Raw genomic sequence first — 16486 nt, forward strand, 5'->3', positions numbered from 1 at the left:
TCACGACTCGATGGCATGACACCGGCGGGACGGACGGCTGGATGACCAAACGTGCGAGCAGACGCGGCCTGTGGACGGCCGTCGTTCTCGCAGCCGGCCTCGGTGGTCTCGCGCTGGTCGCACCGCCCCTGACTCCGGGAACGATCGAGTCCGCACCGGTCACCGTCATCACGACCACCCCACCCGCGCCGGTTGTTCCACTCACGCCGGAGGAGCTCTCGGCCCGGGTGGTCCCCACCATCGTCACCATCACGGCGCCGGCCGGATTCACCACCACTGCTGGGACCGGGATCGTGCTCTCCCCTGACGGAGTGGTGCTCACGAATCACCACGTCATCAGCGGAGCCTCGGACGTCACCGCCGTCAGCATGTCCAACGGGCTGATCTACGACGCCGAGATCCTCGGGTACGACAGCGTCAGCGATCTTGCCGTCCTTCGACTCGCGGGCGCTGACGATCTGCCGGTGGCTGTGGTCGGCAAATCAGCAGAAGCCGCTCGCGGGGACTCCGTCACCGCAATCGGAAATGCGGAAGGCGGCGGAGTACCCGTCCCTGCTCCCGGCGTCATCACCAACCTCGGTGTCACCGTCAACACCCGCAACGTGTCCGACGGATCGCGAAACCAGTTGAAGGGCCTCATCGAGGTCGACGCGGACATCCGGCCTGGCGATTCCGGTGGCCCCCTGGTCAACGCCGTTGGCGAGCTGATCGGCGTCAGCAGCGCGGGCAACGCCGTCACCGACCGCACCGAAACCTCACCGGCGCCTCAGTCCTACGCGATACCGATCGACACCGCACTACCGATCGTCGAGCAGGTACTCGGTGGCCGCTCCTCCGAGACCGTGCGTGTGGGACCGACACCCGTACTCGGTGTCGCGGTGAAGGATCACGCGGACATGCCGGCCGGCGCCGAAGTTGTTGCCGTGAGCTTCGATTCGCCGGCCGAGCGGGTGGGGCTGACCAAAGGTGCGGTCATCACCGAGTTCGGTGGCAGCCGGATCGCGTCGTCCGCTGATCTCAACGCGGCGATGAGCTCGCGCCGCCCCGGCGACACCGTCGCGGTGACGTGGGTGGACGCAACCGGGCAACCCGGGACCGGTTCGCTGGTCCTCGACGAGGGGCCACCTCGCTAGTCTTAGAAGGCGCCAGCCGTGAAAGCATCGTGGCATGACCACGGTTCTCCTGCTCACCTGTGACGGCGCCGCCCGCGAAGCGGATGTCGAAAGCAAACTCGTCATGGATGCTCTCACCTCCTACGGCATCGCGTCGACGATGGCGCCGTGGTCGAGCCCGTCCCTCCTCGATATCGACGCCGACCTGGTTCTGATCCGGTCGACCTGGGACTACACCCAGCGCCTCGACGAATTTCTCGCCGTTCTCGATCAGCTGACCGCTCCGATCGCCAATCCACTCTCGATCGTGAAGTGGAACGCGCACAAGGGATACCTCACCGAACTTGCCGCGGCCGGCGTCCCTATCGTCCCAACCGCTGTGATCGCTGCCGGAAAGAGCGAAACACTCACCCTCCCTTCGTTCGAGGGTGCCGACGTCATCGTCAAGCCTGCAGTGTCCGCCGGCGCTGTCGGAGTGGGAAAGTTTGCCGCCGGGTCCGCGCAGGCCCACGCTCACCTCAGCTCGATCCTCGACGGCGGTAACGACGCGTTGGTCCAGCCATTCGTCTCGGACGTCGTCGACGGTGAGCGCTCGATCATCCACATCAGCGGACGCTACTCACACGCTGTCCGGAAGATCCCGGCCGCCCACGACTTCCGCGTGCAGGAATTTCACGGCGGAACCAACCACCTCCACCAACCGTCCGCCGCCGAACTCGCGGTGGCCGACGCAGCACTGGCCGCGACCCCATGCGGCCCCGGCGAATTGCTTTATGCGCGTGTGGACGTCGTGGGTCCGGTGGATCAACCACTGCTCATGGAAGTGGAACTGATCGAGCCCGAACTCTTTCTGCCATTCGCCCCTGGATCTGCCGACGCCCTCGCACGGGCAGTTGTCGCGTCACTAGGTCGGTGACGCGCCACGGAGTGCCTTCTTGTCGATCTTCCCCAAAGCAGTGAGCGGCAGCGCTTCCAGAATCGCAATCTCCTTGGGCGCCCAGATCGGACCCTTGTGCGATCTCACGTGCGCGATGAGTTGATCGGGTGTGACCGACCATCCCGTCTTCAGTACGACTGCGGCGGTAACAGCTTCTCCCCATTGAGAATCGGGGACACCGAATACCGCACATGCTGCCACCGCGGGATGATGTCCGAGTGAGTCCTCGACTTCGCGCGGGTAGACGTTGAATCCACCACTGATGATCGTGTCTTTGATGCGGTCGACGATCGAGATGAGCCCACTTTCGTCGATTCGAGCAACGTCGCCGGTGTGCAACCACCCATTCGCGAGCGCTGCAGCGGTTTGTTCAGGTTTGTTCCAATAGCCGTCCATCACGAGCGGACCTCGCACACAAAGCTCGCCGGGTACGCCCGTCGCCGTCTCGTTTCCCTGCTCGTCAAGCAACACCACTTCGACACCTGGCATCGCGCGCCCACAACTCCCCAAAACTGCGGGATCGTCCGTGTGCTCACGTGTATCGAGTACCGTCAACGCATTCGGGGCTTCGGCCTGACCGTAATGCTGGCTCAGGATCGGCCCGAACACCGCCCCTGCCTGCTCGAGCCTGGTGGGGTCGATGGGTGCAGCACCGTAAAGCATCCAGTTCAGCCCAGACAGATTCGCATCCGACAGGCGTGGATGGTCGAGTAAGGCATAGAGCATCGTGGGAACCACGAATGTAGCTGTGACTCCGCCATTTTCGATGGCGTCGACAACTCTGTCCGGGTCGAACGACCTGTGCAACTCGAAGCTTGCACCTCGCAGCAGACCGGGTGCGACGAGCAGACCGGCAGCATGAGACATCGGCGTAGTGAGCAGCATGGTGGTTTCAGCCGGCCACTCCCACGTGGTGCAGGCCCAGGCATTGGCGACCAAGGATCGGTCCCTGAGCATGACGCCTTTCGGCTCACCGGTGGTTCCACCGGTGTAGAAGAGATACAAAGCTCGACCCTGACCGCCTAAGCCTGAACCTATTCCCGCCGTACCCAATTCACACGCTGATTCGAGGGCTGACAGTGACATCACTCGAGTCTGTGCCGCTTCGGCGCGTACCTGGAACTGTCCGTCGGCAACCAACAGGAGATCGGTACCACTGTCTTTCAGCACCATCCTGTCGTTCTCTTCGGTCGCGAGCGGATGGAGTGCCGTGTAGCGCACGCCCGCCAGACACGCCGCGGCCATGACCGTGAATGCTTCAGGACACGGCCCCGCAAGCAGGGCGACCCCGGCTCCGTCCGGCAGAGCGAAGCTACTGAGGACACCTGCAATCCGCTCGATCTGTTCCGCAGTCTGCCAATATGTCAGCTCGGCCCGATCACCGTTCCGATCCGTGAATCGAAACGCGATGTGGTCTGGTCGGCGTCGCAGCGCCGACAGAATCAGATCCGCATATCCCGCTTGCACCTGCAAGCCTGGCGCCATCGGTTCATCGTTCATGATGTCCGCGTTCATCGTGGCCCTCCCAAGATCGTGACCGCGGCGACGGCTTCCTCGATGCCGTAGAGACCTCCGCCGTTCTCTGCGACCGCGATTCGAGCACCCGGAACTTGTCGCCGCCCTGCTTGTCCACGCAACTGCGTGACAAGTTCGAAGACCTGCGCCAGTCCCGTTGCCGAGACCGGATGACCACGGGACTCGAGCCCACCTGACGGATTGACCGGACGCACGCCTCCCAACGAACTCGCACCGGACGCCGACCACGCGCCGCCCTCACCGATCGGGCAGAACCCCAGATTCTCGACCTGCTGCACTTCACCGAAGGCCGTGGCGTCGTGGACCTCTGCCACATCCACATCGCCTGGCCCGACTCCGGCTTCCTCGTATGCGCTCATTGCTGCACGGCGACCGATGTGACTCTCCACGTCATCTGCGGTCCGATCCGTGCCTGACACCAAGCTGCAACCGAGTACCTGCGCCGCCCGCCGAGAGGAATCGTGCCTTCGAGCAAAGTCCGCACTGGTCACAATGACCGCCGCTGCACCGTCACTGACGGGCGAGCACATCGGAACTGTCAGAGGCCACGCGACTCGCCTTGCGGCAAGCACCTCTTCGGCGCTGAAGAGTTTGCGAAAGTGCGACCGCGGATTGTGCACGGAATGCGCATGATTTTTGGCTGCTACGGACGCGAGCTCGAACTCGGTGGTTCCGAATCTCTCCATGTGCGCCCGGGCAAGAGAAGCGTAGATCTCCATGAACACCGACCGCTCACCCTGCGATCCGAGTGCATCCGGCAGCGGAGCGGACAGCGAAGCAAGGCCCGCGAGCGTCTCGTCGCGATGCGCAACGTCGAGTGCACCGTCGAACACCTCCAGACTTCGAGCCGGATCCGAGCACACCAGCTTGTCCACCCCGACCGCCAACGCGACCTCGGACAGACCGGCGCGAACGTGGGCGATCGCCAGCCAGAGTGCAGTCGCGCCGCCGGCGCAGGCATTTTCGACATTGACGACCGGGACTCCCCCGAAACCGTATGGCCTCAAGGCAATCTGGCCTGGGATCATGTGCTGCCGGTCGATCGCCTTCTGGCTGACTGTCGCGTAGAAGACCGCACCGACGTCACCGCGGGTCAGGCCCGCGTCTTCGACGGCATCGATCGCCGCACGCCCCGCCAATTCCGAGGCCGCGGTATCCGCGTGCCGCCCGAAGAGAGTCGCGCCGACACCGAGAACCATGACTTCGCCGCTCACGCCACCACTCGATTCCTCAATACACCGAGGCCGGTGACCTCGAGTTCGACTACGTCTCCCGGTTCCAGGAACCGCCCGTGCTCCAAGCCGCATCCACTCGGCACGGTGCCGGAACAGAAGACTTCACCCGGGTACAGCCGCGTGGAAGTCGAAGCGAACGAAATCACGTCCTCGAAACGATGGTCCATGTCGGCGCTGGTTCCTCGGCTCACCTCGTCTCCGTTGATTCTCGCGGTCATCTCGAGTTGGTAGGGGTCACCGACTTCGTCGGCCGTCACGATCCAGGGCCCGAGGACATTCGCGTTCGAAAAGTCCTTGCTCTTACTGAGACCGAGTCCGGTGGAGATCTCCTCGAGCTGAGTATCGCGGGCGCTGAAATCGTTGAAGATGGTGTAACCGAAGATATGCGCAGGGGCATCCGCGCGTGAGATGTCGGTTCCACCGCGCCCCAGCACACAGGCGAATTCGAGTTCGTAATCGCGCAGGCTCGAGTACTCGGGCCACACGACGTCAGATTTGTGTCCGGTCACCGCCAATCGGTTCGCTATGTAATACAGCGGGCGCTCCAACTGGATCTTCGGCAGTTCGACGTCCTCGAGTGCGACCCCTTGAATTCGGGCGCGAGCGTTGCGGAAGTGATCCATGAAGCAGCCGAAGTCTCGGATCTGGACCGGCTGAGGAAGCGGCGACATCCAGCGCACATCACCTGCGTCGACGATTGCACTTGCCGGCGGCTCGTCTGCGAGCCGATCCAGGGTCTCCCGTGCCGCCGGACCACCTTCGATGATGGTTTGCATGGTTTCCAGTTCTGGAGCCGGTTTTCCCGTCACATCATGATGAGCTCGCTCGAGTAACAACAGTTGCTCGCCGCTGCCCGTCACCAGAGCCGTCTGCTGAGTCTTTTCGTATTCGACGGTCGCAAGTTTCACTGTGAGTCAATACCTTTCACTGAATTGTTCGTTAGGTGAGGCAGGAATTTTGCTCAGACGAACGCGACCACACGAGCCGGGGCAGCGCTGGCTCGCGCAAGCTTGATCGGGAAAAACGCCACGTGAAATCCCGAGGGCGGAAGCGCGGCGAGGTTCGCCAGTTGCTGAACGATGAATACTTCACGTTCGCGTCCGGCCCGGTGCCCGTCCCAGAGAACCGAGTTGTCCCCGGTGTCACGAAATTTCTGCGCCATGACTGCAAAGCTCAAGTCCCAGCCGGCAGCGTCGGTGCCCAGCACCTTCGCGCCTTGCTCGGCAAGAAACAGCGTGCCTTCGCGACTCATCCCTGGATACTGAAAGAACCCTGGATCAGCCAAGGTGAAGCTCTCTTGTCCGGTACGGAGCAACACGGCACCACCCTGGGGAACGGACGCACCGTTTTCCGCCAGGGCAGCTTTCAGCGCGTCCACCGAGATCGGCTGATTCGCCTCGCACCGGCCGCGCAGGTCGAGCACCACTGTCTCGCAGAACAATTCATCCAACGCGATGTCTGTGATCGTGCGAGAAGGCTTACCCTCCGAGGTTGATCCGTAGTGCAACGGCGCGTCGACGTGTGTGCCCAGATGGCTGTTGAACTCACTCAACATCTCCGATCCCCACCCCTCACCGTCCGGAAGATCATGAACTCCGCACTGCAGTGCTGCCGCGAACTCGTCGCGTCCGGCACCTGCGGGGTGCGAGTAGGTCACCGAGGGGGCAACGACGGAAGCCAGTGCCTTCAAACCCTCGGGGAGCAATTCCCGATCGGCCGGATCGAGAGTTCTAGTCAGATCGATGAGTTCCATGTCCGCCCATTCCGTTAAGTTATTGGACGCTCAGCATAGAACTGGACGATCAACATAGGCAAGAGGGTGTCGCGAGAGGAATACGGCCGGCCGATGGCCGGCCTCGTAGCATGAGTGCGGTGCGCAGGTCTCGGCCCCGACGGGCGCGTCGACGTCACCGCGTGCCGGAATTGGCTGCACTCGAGAACGAAAGAAGGCAGGAACACCGAATGGCGTCGACACGCAAGCAGGAGATTTCCGAGGAAACCAGACGGCGACTGGTGAAAGCCGCGGCCGAACTGGCTGCCGAAGGCGGGTCGACCGCGATGTCCGTACAAGCCGTGGCAGAAAGATCCGGTATCAGCAGAGGGTCCGTGGCCTGGCACTTCGGATCGAAGGACGGGCTTCTACGAGCCGTCGTCGAGGACGCATTCCGGTGGGGCATGGAAAAGCTACGCGCAGAGTTGGCATCATCCTCCGCGACTGGAATCGAAGCATTGATCGAAGCCAACTTCGTACTGATGTCATACCCCGAGGCACGAATTTTCTCGACCATCTTGATCGAAGCCGTGATTCCCGGGTCCACCATCCGCGAGACCTACGCAGAGCAGTACGTCGCAATGCGAACGCTGTACGCGGACTACCTGCGTTCGATCGACACCCCGGTCACCAATCCGGAGTTGGTTGCCGTCACCCTTCTGGCCGGCACTCTCGGGATCAACCTCCAACATCGCCTCGATCCCGACAACGTCGATCGACGTTCAGCAGTAACCGAGCTCGAATCGATCTATGCCCGCGCGATGGCACCTACCACAACGTCAGGACACGAGAATCCCTAACCGGACCGGAAGTTCAACTTCCCGAACAACTTTCGCCCGCGACCTGGGGCGGGACCGCATCCAGCCTGGCGCGAATGAACCTGGCAACGTCACGTAGCGCAGCCCGGCTCTCCGGCAAGCCAGGCCAGACGGCGGGAAACGCGTGAACCTGGCCGTTCCAGATCTGCAGCGAGCACGGCACCCCCGCGGCGGCGAGCCGTTGCGCCATCACCTCCGAATCGACTCTGAGCACCTCGGATTCGGCGGCGATCAGCAACGACGGCGGCAGAGCGGCCAGATCGCCGTCGACGGGTGAGTTCGTCTGTCCGCCAAGCTTTCCGATCGCCATCAATGCCGACACCGGGGCGATCACGTCGCGTCGAGCGTTGGCGTGGACTGATTTGGTGGTGCAATCGAGATCGAGGAGAGGTGAGAGCCCGACAAGACCGGCCGGAACCTCGATCCCCGCGGAAACAGCTGCAAGTGCCGTCGCGAAGACCAGAAAGCCTCCGGCCTAATCGCCAACGAAGACAACCTTTTCCGGCAAGGCTCCCTGTTCGAGGAGCCACCGGTATGCATCGAGACAGTCGTCGACGGACCCGCTGATGCTCGTGCTCGGCAACTGTCGATATGCGATGTGCAGGACCGGAAGGCCGGTTCGCTTGGCGATGCTTGCAACGACCGGCCGATGCGTGTTGAGCCCGCAGCACATGAACCCGCCGCCGTGCAGGTAGAGAACAACACCGTCGCGCAGATCAGCCGTCGAGCCTGCCGTCCGCACGAGTTCACCGTCGAAACCTGGAAAGCGAATCGCTTCCCGATCGATCCCGGACGGAATGCGTACACCCGCGGCCGAGTCCAGCACTGCGGCGCGGCGCATGGCGCCAGGCGTCAGCGGCGCGATCCCGACCACGGGCCGAAGCATCCATCGACACGCGTTGTAGAGGACCTGCGATTCGATACTCGGCCTGCCGTATCGAGTTCCGGTCCTTCGACTGACTGTCGGCAACAGAGACATCTGTCCAGATTAGAAGCGATCAGGCACCGAAGAGGTCGACTTCGTCGAGATCGTCGACGATCGTGACCTTTCGTTTCCGCCCGCCGATGACCTTGCCCAGACCGCGCAGTCCACCGGACTGAGCTTTCGGGGCGGGTTCGATGCGCTGCGGCGCAACTCTCGTCCGCGCTGCGCGCTGAACAGGCTTGGGGGCGGGGACTGCTGCAGGTGCCGCGGGTTCGGGAACCTCGGCTGGAACCACCGCTTCCGGCTCCACGAAGCCCTGAGCAACCGGGGCCTCGGGCGCGACCTCAGCGGCTTCCTCGACCTCCGCCACTTGCTCCACCTGCACCGGTCCGTCGATCACCGGGATGTCCGACGCCCAGCGGACCCGATACTCCAGACCGCGCGACGCCAGCTCACGCGCGAGATCGCCGTGCCAGACCCCGTCTTCGCCGTCGCCGTATGCCCGTGCGTCGGAGCTCACCCAGATGACGTCGACGCCCGGGTTGCGGTCGGCGAGATCGAGCACGGTCAGCCAGTTCAGCGTCGCCGGATATCCGTCTCGCTTCTTCTTGTCGGTATAGGGCCGACGCAGCGAGATCGCCCTCTCGGCCACCTCGACATGCGACACGTCGACTGGATCGACCACTTCGACGCCGATCGCCACGAGGTCTTCGATCACGTCGTCGACGTAGCCGTCGGCCTTGTCGTGAGCAGCGTCGACGAACCTCGTAAGGTCGCGCCGCAATCCCAGTCGGTCGTACATGCGCGCCTGGACGCTCAGGGCCGCGATCATCTCCGCCGATTCCTCGCGGTAGCGACTCGCAACCTCGAGGACGACCAATCGCGGCACGACGACGCGGTGTCCGAGTGCGCGAGCGTCGGCGATGGCAGTGTCGAACCGTACACCCCTGGTCAGGGCCGAAGAATCGAGAACGATGATCATGCGCTCGATTCTCTCTCGAGAAACCGGACGAATGCGCTAATCCACCCCGAACCGTTACTTGATCTTGAAGATCACTGCCCGCTGAACGATGAAGTTGATGACCGTCGCGGTGCCCTGCGCGATGACGAAGGCCAGCGGCATGCGCCACCACTCGTCGGCGAGCACATGCACCATCAGCGCGTTGAGCCCGACCTGAACCGCAAAAGTGACCGCGTACAGCACGACAACAGCGATGAAGCGGGCGCGAGAAGGCTCGGCCTTGAACGTCCACCGCCGGTTGATCAGATACGCCGTCGTAGTGCCGGCGATAAAGCTGATCGACTTGGCCACGCTCAGATCGAGGCCGACGACCTTGAACAGGAATGCGTACAGCCCGTAGTCCACGACCGCCGACAGCCCACCCGTCGCGACGAACCGGACGATCTGCGTTTTCAGGTCCAACGCGTCGTCGGCGATGTCCGTCGTGACAGGAATCTCGACGGGCAGCGGGACGTGGGGTTCGTGCTGGTGACTTGCAGGTGTTTCGGGCACGACGACGAGAGTAACCACTCGAGTCGGAGCCGTCGGCACTACTCCCAGGTAACCTCTACCTTGATGTCCACGACAGCAGAAGAGACGCCGCAGCCGGCTCTCCACACCCAAGCCCGCACCCTCACCGGTTGGGGACGCACCGCCGCCACCACCGCACAGGTGCTGTCCACCCCCGACGTGGAAGTGATCGCCAACGCGGTCGCCCAGGTTGCGGAACAGAACGATTCCAAGCCATCGCATCTGCGACGCGGCGTCATCGCGCGCGGCCTCGGCCGCTCGTACGGTGACCCGGCGCAGAACGCCGGCGGGCTGGTCATCGACATGAATGCACTCGACCGCATTCATCGCATCGATCGCGACACCGCTCTGGTGGACGTCGACGCCGGCGTGAATCTGGATCAGCTGATGAAGGCTGCTCTGCCGTTCGGCCTGTGGGTTCCGGTCCTGCCGGGTACTCGTCAGGTCACGATCGGCGGCGCCATCGGCTCGGATATCCACGGCAAGAACCACCACAGCGCGGGCAGCTTCGGCAACCACGTCGTGTCGTTGGATCTGCTGACGGCCGACGGCAAGGTTCGCACGCTCACCCCCAAGGGCGGGCGCAACGACCCGAAGGCCGCACTGTTCTGGGCCACGATCGGCGGCATGGGCCTGACGGGCATCATCTTGCGGGCAACCATCAAGATGACACCGACGGAGACGGCGTACTTCATCGCCGACGGCGACGTCACCAACAGCCTCGACGGGACCATCGCGCTGCACAGCGACGGCAGCGAGGCCAACTACGAGTATTCGAGCGCCTGGTTCGACGCGATTTCCGCGCCCCCGAAGCTCGGTCGTGCGGCAGTCTCGCGCGGATCTCTGGCGAAGCTCGACCAGCTTCCGGCCAAGCTGCAGAAGAACCCGCTCGCCTTCGACGCACCGCAGTTGCTGACGTTCCCCGACGTCTTCCCGAACGGGCTGGCCAACAAGTTCAACTTCACCGCGATCGGTGAGGTCTGGTTCCGCAAGTCCGGCAAGTATCGCGGCAAGGTCCAGAATCTGACGCAGTTCTACCACCCGCTCGACATGTTCGGTGAGTGGAACCGCGCGTACGGATCCAACGGATTCCTGCAGTACCAGTTCGTGGTTCCGCCGGAGGCCGTCGACGAGTTCAAGAAGATCATCGTCGACATCCAGCGCAGCGGGCATTACTCGTTCCTCAACGTGTTCAAGCTCTTCGGCGAAGGCAATCAGGCGCCGCTGAGCTTCCCGATCCCGGGCTGGAACATCTGCGTCGACTTCCGCATCAAGCCGGGCCTGAACGAGTTCGTCACCGAACTCGACAAGCGTGTCCTCGAATTCGGCGGACGCCTGTACACGGCCAAGGACTCGCGGACGTCCGCGGAAACCTTCCACGCCATGTACCCGCGCATCGACGAGTGGATCGCGACGCGCCGCAAGTACGACCCCACAGGCGTTTTCGCCTCCGATATGTCCAGAAGGCTGGAACTGTGATCAACGCTGTAGGTAACCCGCAAACCGTTTTGCTTCTCGGTGGAACCTCCGAGATCGGCCTCGCCATCTGTGAGGAATACCTGAAGAAGGCGCCGCTCCGCGTCGTTCTGGCGGCACTCCCTGGCGATCCGGGACGCGAAGCTGCGGTCAAGCAGCTCGAAGCGAAGGGTGCCACCTCGGTGGAGCTCATCGATTTCGACGCCGTTGATTTCGAATCGCACCCGAAGGTGATCGACCAGGCGTTCTCGAACGGTGACGTCGACGTCGCCATCGTCGCCTTCGCACTGGACGGTGACTCCGAAGAGCTGTGGCAGAACCAGCGCAAGGCCGTTCTGGTGGCAAACGTCAACTACACCGCTTCCGTCTCGGTCGGTGTTCTTCTCGGCGAGAAGATGAAGGCTCAGGGCTTCGGCAAGATCATCGCGATGTCGTCGGTTGCCGGCGAGCGCGTCAAGCGTGCCAACTTCGTCTACGGATCCACCAAGGCGGGCCTCGACGGTTTCTACCTCGGACTCGGCGAGGCTCTCGCGGAATTCGGACCGCAGGTCACCGTCGTTCGCCCCGGCATGGTGCGCACGCAGTTCAGTGCCCACGTCAAGGAAGCTCCGCTGACGGTCAACAAGGACATCGTCGCGAAGCTCGCTGTTGCCGCCTCGGACAAGGGCAAGGAAATCGTCTGGACTCCCGGCCCGTGGCGCTTCGTCATGATGGGTCTTCGCCACGTGCCGCGCCCGATCTTCCGGAAGTTGCCGGTTTAAGCTCCTCCCGTGCCAGAAACAACAACTGCTCCGAGTACAGACCTTTCGACCCCGTCGCCGTGGCGTAATGCCGCGGCGACGGTGGTGGAAATGGCCCTCGGAGCGCTGGTCGCCGCTGTTGTAGCCGCTGTCGGGCTCTTTGCTTTCGGCCGAGTGCAGTGGCCGGCGTTCACCTCTTCCAATGTCACGCAGGCAGTCACGACGGTGCTGCAGGTGCTCTGCATCGCAGTGGTCGGTGTTGCGGTTCTGATGTTCCGCGCCCGCAAGGCCGAGCGGGTCGCAAAACTCCTCTCGTGGGCCGGGCTCTCCGGCTTCGTCACCACGACGCTCGGACTTCCCCTGGCCGCGACGAGTCTGTATCTGCACGGCGTCTCGGTCGATCAGCAGTTCCGCACCGAGTACCTGACCCGGCTGACGGATTCGGCTGCGCTGCAGGACATGACGTACGTGGATCTGCCGCCGTTCTACCCGGCCGGCTGGTTCTGGATCGGTGGACGCGTCGCGAACCTGCTGGGCATGGACGGCTGGGAAGCCTTCAAGCCCTACGCGATCGGCTCGTTGGCTGTCGTCGCCGTCGTTGCACTCGTGTTGTGGACCAAGCTGATTCGACGCGATTGGGCCGTCGTCGCGGCCTTGGCAGTCACTGCCGTCGTGTTGGCGTACAACTCCCCCGAGGCGTACGGCGCCGTCATCAACCTCCTGATCCCGCCGGTGCTGATCCTCGCGTGGGGTGCATTGGACCGGCCGGGGGCATCTCGATTTGCCGGAGCCGGCGCAATACTCGGGACGGGCCTGTTCCTCGGTTTCGCCGCAACGGTCTACACGCTCTATCTCGGATTCGCCGCGTTCGCAGTGACTCTGATGGCAGTGGTGGCCGCAGTACTTGCCGCACGCGCCCAGAACACGTGGAAAGCCGCACTGGGACCCCTCGTCAGGCTCGCCGTGATCGCGGTGATCTCCGGCCTGGTGGCTCTGACCGTCTGGACGCCGTACCTGCTGAAGGCACTCTCCGGTGCCACCGCAGAGTCCGGCACCGCAATGCACTACCTCCCCGATTCCGGTGCGGTACTGCCCTTCCCGATGCTGAGCTTCACCCTTGTCGGTGGACTGTGCCTACTCGGCACGATCTGGCTGATTTCGCGGTTCCTGTTCTCCCGCCGCGCCCGAGCACTCGGTATCGGTGTCATTGCCGTGTACCTGTGGGCACTGCTGTCCATGACGTTCACCGTCGCCGGCAGTACGCTCCTCGGCTTCCGACTGGAGCCGGTCCTGATCGGACTCCTTGCCGCCGCCGGTGTGTTCGGTTTCTTCGAGTTCGCCGGTTGGATCGTGCTGGCCACCAGCGAAAATCCCCGCGTCAAAGCGGTACTGGTTGCACTCGGTGTCATCGGAGCCATCGCTTTCGCGCAGAACATCCCGCAGGTGCTGGCGCCGGATATCGCTGTGGCATACAGCGATACCGACGGTAACGGCGAGCGCGGCGACAAGCGGCCCCCGGGTGCCGAAGCCAATTACGCCGACATCGACCGGATCATTCGCGAGCAGTTGGGACGCGAACCCCATGACACGGTGGTCCTCACTGCCGACATCGGCTTCCTGAGCTTCTACCCGTACTTCGGCTTTCAAGGACTGACGTCGCACTACGCGAACCCGCTCGCCGATTTCCGTGCGCGCGCTGCGCTGATCGAGCAGTGGTCGGAACTGAAGACGCCTGACGAACTGGTAGCTGCGCTGGACTCGGCGCCGTGGCGCAGCCCCGACGCCTTCGTCTTCCGCCAGGGCGCCGACGGGTACACGCTGCGGTTGGCAGAGGACGTCTACCCCAACGACCCGAACGTCCGCCGCTACACGGTCACGTTCCCCAAGGAACTGTTCGACGATCCTCGTTTCACCGTGACCGAGCAGGGGCCGTTTGTGGTCGTTACCCGCTCTGACGCAATCTAACCAGGAGATACGTCACAAAAGGCTTACCGTCGGGGTCGTTGACGCGACCCCGACGCACCCCTAACTTCATACCGTGCCCCGAACCGATGCCCGAGCGGCGATGATCGATGCAGCCGAGCGTCTGGTTGCCGAGCGAGGTCTGGCCGCTCTGACTCTTCGTGATGTTCAGACCGAAGCCGGGCAGGCCAACAAATCGGCTGCGCAGTATCACTTCGGGTCACGTGAAGGTTTGCTGGCGGCCGTCGTCGAGTCCAGAATGCGACCTGCCGGTGAGCGTCGTCGTGAGTTGCTCGACGCGATCGATCTCGACGCGAATCCACCGATGATGCGTGCCCTCGTCGAGGCTCTCGTCCTGCCGTTGGCGGAACAGACCATCTACCGCGAGGGCACGTTGTACGCGCGGTTCCTGGTGCAGTCGATCTTCGACCCGGCGATGTCGTCGACTATCCGTGACCACATGCAGGCCGAGAGTTTCCGCGAAGTTCAGCGGCGGATAGTCGCTGCGTCCTCGTTACCGGCAGAGATCGCCGAACTTCGGGCGGGAACTCTGACCGTGCTCACCGTCGTCACTTTTGCCACGTGGGAAGGCCGCGTCGACAGCCGCGAACGTGCTCACGTGATCGTTGCCGACCTGATCGAAAGTTGCCTCGGAGCACTCTCGGCCCCGGCTGCGCAAATCTGACACGCTGTCCGGCGAGTTTGTTTCCGAAACTGCCGGGGTACTCAGCCCCTCCAAGCGCAGTCGAGCAAACGGCCGCATCAACCACCGGCGGGGTAGGTGATGACAGTGAGCGAACTCGTTGCGCAAAGCCGCGAGCTTGTACCGCATCGTGCAGTTCTCGATTCCGCAGAGCATGTTCTGGTCATTGCGCGCGGCAAACCGTTCGGGCGCGAACAGGCTTTCCATGAAGTGTTGAGCGTCGCGATTCGCAATCGCATCGAAGTACTCACTCTGGCAAGGGCTCTCATCGACGTGTCCGAGTCCCGCGACTACCGCGCGATCCCGACCGACACCGCGCACACCGTTGCGGTGCTCGAATGGGGCGAGCTACTCGAGATCCCGACCGAACACCACGAGAAGTCCAGGGCCGAATCATCCGAGGACGTCGATGAATCGAGTGAACCCGACGATCCGATCGAACCCGAGTATCTGGTCGAGACCGACGTGGGTGGACGGGTCGTCTTCGTCGCCCTCGCGTTCACGATCGGCGGGATTGTCGGATTCTTCGCGCACGACTGGGCACTTCTGCTTCTGATCACCGCCGTGTACCTCGTGTGGATCGCGGCACGGTTGGTCGCGAAACTCGTCAGTGTTTCCCGTAGTGCCCACTGGGCGGACGCTTCGCCGATTCGTGGCGCCGATTCGACCACAAGGAACGCGGAAAACTCCCACCATCACGCTGTTGCAGCGTGACGGCGGGAGCATCCGCTTTCGCTAAAGCCTCTGCGGTACACCGTAAGTGACGACGGTATCGCCATTCGACGTGACAGCCTTCGCGTACGGCCTGATGGTCACCGGCCCGATTGCTCCCTGTACGTAACCGTGAACTCCGGACAGACGGACAGCGGCCTCGGGACCGTCGAATGTCTGATCCTCGAGCAGCGCGACGTCGGTGATTCCGCCGGGCGCCAGATCGACGTCAAGTTCCTGCGACGGAATGATGTCCCCGCCGAGAATGACGTGATTCGTGAAGTCCACGCCCAGTGCCGGGTCTGGGATGAGTCCGATGCCGATGTCGGTGCCACTGTCGATCGCCCAGTCGAGACCGGGACTGTTGAGAACGACCGTCGCGCCGGTCAACGCGATCGGGTAACCGATCTGATAACCGATCGTCAGCTTCGTTCCGGTGAAACTTGCTGCATCCGGGCCGTCGATCTTCACGCCGGCAACCCCGTCGTGGAAGAACTCGACACTCAGCGGTGAGCTGTCGAGAGGTGGAAAGACGTGGATAGCGGTATCAGCCTGATAGACCTCTATCCGATTTCCTTTGACGTCGGTGATCGAACTGGTGTTGTCGACGCCTGCCGACGCCGTCCCACCCCCCAGGACAACGGCCAACAGGGCCACTACTCCTACTGCGCTACTACGAACTGCTGTCTTCGACATGCACAAGCACCATCCCATCCGGTATAGGCCCCGGACGTAGGTTCCAACTCTTCGTCGAGGATGGGATTCGTCGGGGCTGCCTGAACAAACGCGAGCAAGATCCTTGTTGCGATACCCCGGTCACGAACCCGTCAAACGGTGCACGAAAACATTACTTTCCGGACAAGTCGGGCGGACCGGTTTGTCCCGCTGACTGCGCCCGCTCGCGGACGCGAACCGTTTTGTTCGTTACTCTGACAGTGGAAGTTATCGAATCGAGACCTAAGTAGGCCACCCCGAACTTCTGAGATCGCCACTTCAGGGATGGGCGCCAGAACCGAAAGGCACCGACTG

Annotated in this window: 15 protein-coding genes and 1 pseudogene; 8 read left to right on the forward strand and 8 right to left on the reverse strand. The window is 63.0% G+C overall.

Annotated features, from left to right (window positions below):
• Positions 1 to 41: 41 nt before the first annotated feature.
• Both P3G66_RS20030 and P3G66_RS20035 read left to right on the forward strand, forming a co-directional pair.
• The gene (locus P3G66_RS20030; RefSeq protein WP_003943984.1) at positions 42 to 1133 is read left to right on the forward strand and encodes a trypsin-like peptidase domain-containing protein; all 1092 of its coding nucleotides are present in this window, start codon (positions 42 to 44) and stop codon (positions 1131 to 1133) included.
• A 34-nt stretch (positions 1134 to 1167) separates the two neighbouring features.
• Positions 1168 to 2028, forward strand: a complete 861-nt coding sequence (locus P3G66_RS20035) for a hypothetical protein (protein WP_276117023.1) — start codon at positions 1168 to 1170, stop codon at positions 2026 to 2028.
• Here the strand turns inward: P3G66_RS20035 and P3G66_RS20040 are convergent.
• From P3G66_RS20040 to P3G66_RS20055, 4 genes are read right to left on the reverse strand one after another with little or no spacing between them, the layout of a single operon-like run.
• The gene (locus P3G66_RS20040) at positions 2017 to 3564 is read right to left on the reverse strand and encodes an AMP-binding protein (RefSeq protein WP_276117024.1); all 1548 of its coding nucleotides are present in this window, start codon (positions 3562 to 3564) and stop codon (positions 2017 to 2019) included. The genes P3G66_RS20035 and P3G66_RS20040 overlap by 12 nt on opposite strands.
• Positions 3561 to 4799, reverse strand: a complete 1239-nt coding sequence (locus tag P3G66_RS20045) for a thiolase family protein (RefSeq protein WP_161121240.1) — start codon at positions 4797 to 4799, stop codon at positions 3561 to 3563. Before P3G66_RS20045 ends, P3G66_RS20040 begins: the two co-directional genes overlap by 4 nt.
• Positions 4796 to 5728, reverse strand: a complete 933-nt coding sequence (locus P3G66_RS20050) for a fumarylacetoacetate hydrolase family protein (protein WP_030535808.1) — start codon at positions 5726 to 5728, stop codon at positions 4796 to 4798. The genes P3G66_RS20045 and P3G66_RS20050 overlap by 4 nt, the downstream gene beginning before the upstream one ends.
• Before the next feature lie 53 nt (positions 5729 to 5781).
• Positions 5782 to 6573: a cyclase family protein gene (locus tag P3G66_RS20055; protein ID WP_051649531.1), complete on the reverse strand. Its 792-nt coding sequence runs from the start codon at positions 6571 to 6573 to the stop codon at positions 5782 to 5784.
• A 209-nt stretch (positions 6574 to 6782) separates the two neighbouring features.
• Here P3G66_RS20055 and P3G66_RS20060 point away from each other — a divergent pair, with 209 nt between their 5' ends.
• A complete protein-coding gene (locus P3G66_RS20060) occupies positions 6783 to 7391 on the forward strand; it encodes a TetR/AcrR family transcriptional regulator (protein ID WP_158170230.1) in 609 nt (202 codons plus the stop codon).
• Between the two features lie 13 nt (positions 7392 to 7404).
• Here P3G66_RS20060 and P3G66_RS20065 read toward each other — a convergent pair.
• The 3 genes and pseudogenes from P3G66_RS20065 to P3G66_RS20075 all read right to left on the reverse strand — a co-directional run bounded on the left by P3G66_RS20065 (position 7405) and on the right by P3G66_RS20075 (position 9847).
• Positions 7405 to 8388 (reverse strand): annotated as a pseudogene (locus P3G66_RS20065) (alpha/beta hydrolase).
• 19 nt (positions 8389 to 8407) lie between these two features.
• Positions 8408 to 9316 (reverse strand): PIN domain-containing protein, encoded by a 909-nt coding sequence (locus P3G66_RS20070; protein ID WP_276117025.1) that lies wholly within the window; start codon positions 9314 to 9316, stop codon positions 8408 to 8410.
• A gap of 54 nt (positions 9317 to 9370) precedes the next feature.
• Entirely contained in the window at positions 9371 to 9847 is a 477-nt protein-coding gene (locus P3G66_RS20075) for a GtrA family protein (protein ID WP_073513418.1), read from the reverse strand.
• Between the two features lie 63 nt (positions 9848 to 9910).
• Between P3G66_RS20075 and P3G66_RS20080 the strand changes: the two genes are divergently transcribed.
• The 5 genes from P3G66_RS20080 to P3G66_RS20100 all read left to right on the forward strand — a co-directional run bounded on the left by P3G66_RS20080 (position 9911) and on the right by P3G66_RS20100 (position 15460).
• Entirely contained in the window at positions 9911 to 11344 is a 1434-nt protein-coding gene (locus tag P3G66_RS20080) for an FAD-binding oxidoreductase (RefSeq protein WP_276117026.1), read from the forward strand.
• The gene (locus P3G66_RS20085) at positions 11341 to 12102 is read left to right on the forward strand and encodes a decaprenylphospho-beta-D-erythro-pentofuranosid-2-ulose 2-reductase (RefSeq protein ID WP_007731800.1); all 762 of its coding nucleotides are present in this window, start codon (positions 11341 to 11343) and stop codon (positions 12100 to 12102) included. The genes P3G66_RS20080 and P3G66_RS20085 overlap by 4 nt, the downstream gene beginning before the upstream one ends.
• 90 nt (positions 12103 to 12192) lie before the next feature.
• Positions 12193 to 14046 carry a galactan 5-O-arabinofuranosyltransferase gene (locus P3G66_RS20090; protein WP_276117035.1) on the forward strand — a complete coding sequence of 618 codons (1854 nt, stop codon included), beginning with the start codon at positions 12193 to 12195 and terminating at the stop codon, positions 14044 to 14046.
• A 73-nt stretch (positions 14047 to 14119) separates the two neighbouring features.
• Entirely contained in the window at positions 14120 to 14728 is a 609-nt protein-coding gene (locus P3G66_RS20095; RefSeq protein WP_230793310.1) for a TetR/AcrR family transcriptional regulator, read from the forward strand.
• 99 nt (positions 14729 to 14827) lie between these two features.
• Complete coding sequence (locus P3G66_RS20100; RefSeq protein ID WP_202022615.1) at positions 14828 to 15460, forward strand: hypothetical protein; 633 nt, start codon at positions 14828 to 14830, stop codon at positions 15458 to 15460.
• A 21-nt stretch (positions 15461 to 15481) separates the two neighbouring features.
• Here P3G66_RS20100 and P3G66_RS20105 read toward each other — a convergent pair whose 3' ends face one another.
• Complete coding sequence (locus tag P3G66_RS20105) at positions 15482 to 16153, reverse strand: MspA family porin (RefSeq protein WP_276117027.1); 672 nt, start codon at positions 16151 to 16153, stop codon at positions 15482 to 15484.
• Positions 16154 to 16486: the final 333 nt, after the last annotated feature.

It is taken from the genome of Rhodococcus sp. C3V, assembly GCF_029269915.1.
GTDB lineage: Bacteria > Actinomycetota > Actinomycetes > Mycobacteriales > Mycobacteriaceae > Rhodococcus_F > Rhodococcus_F qingshengii.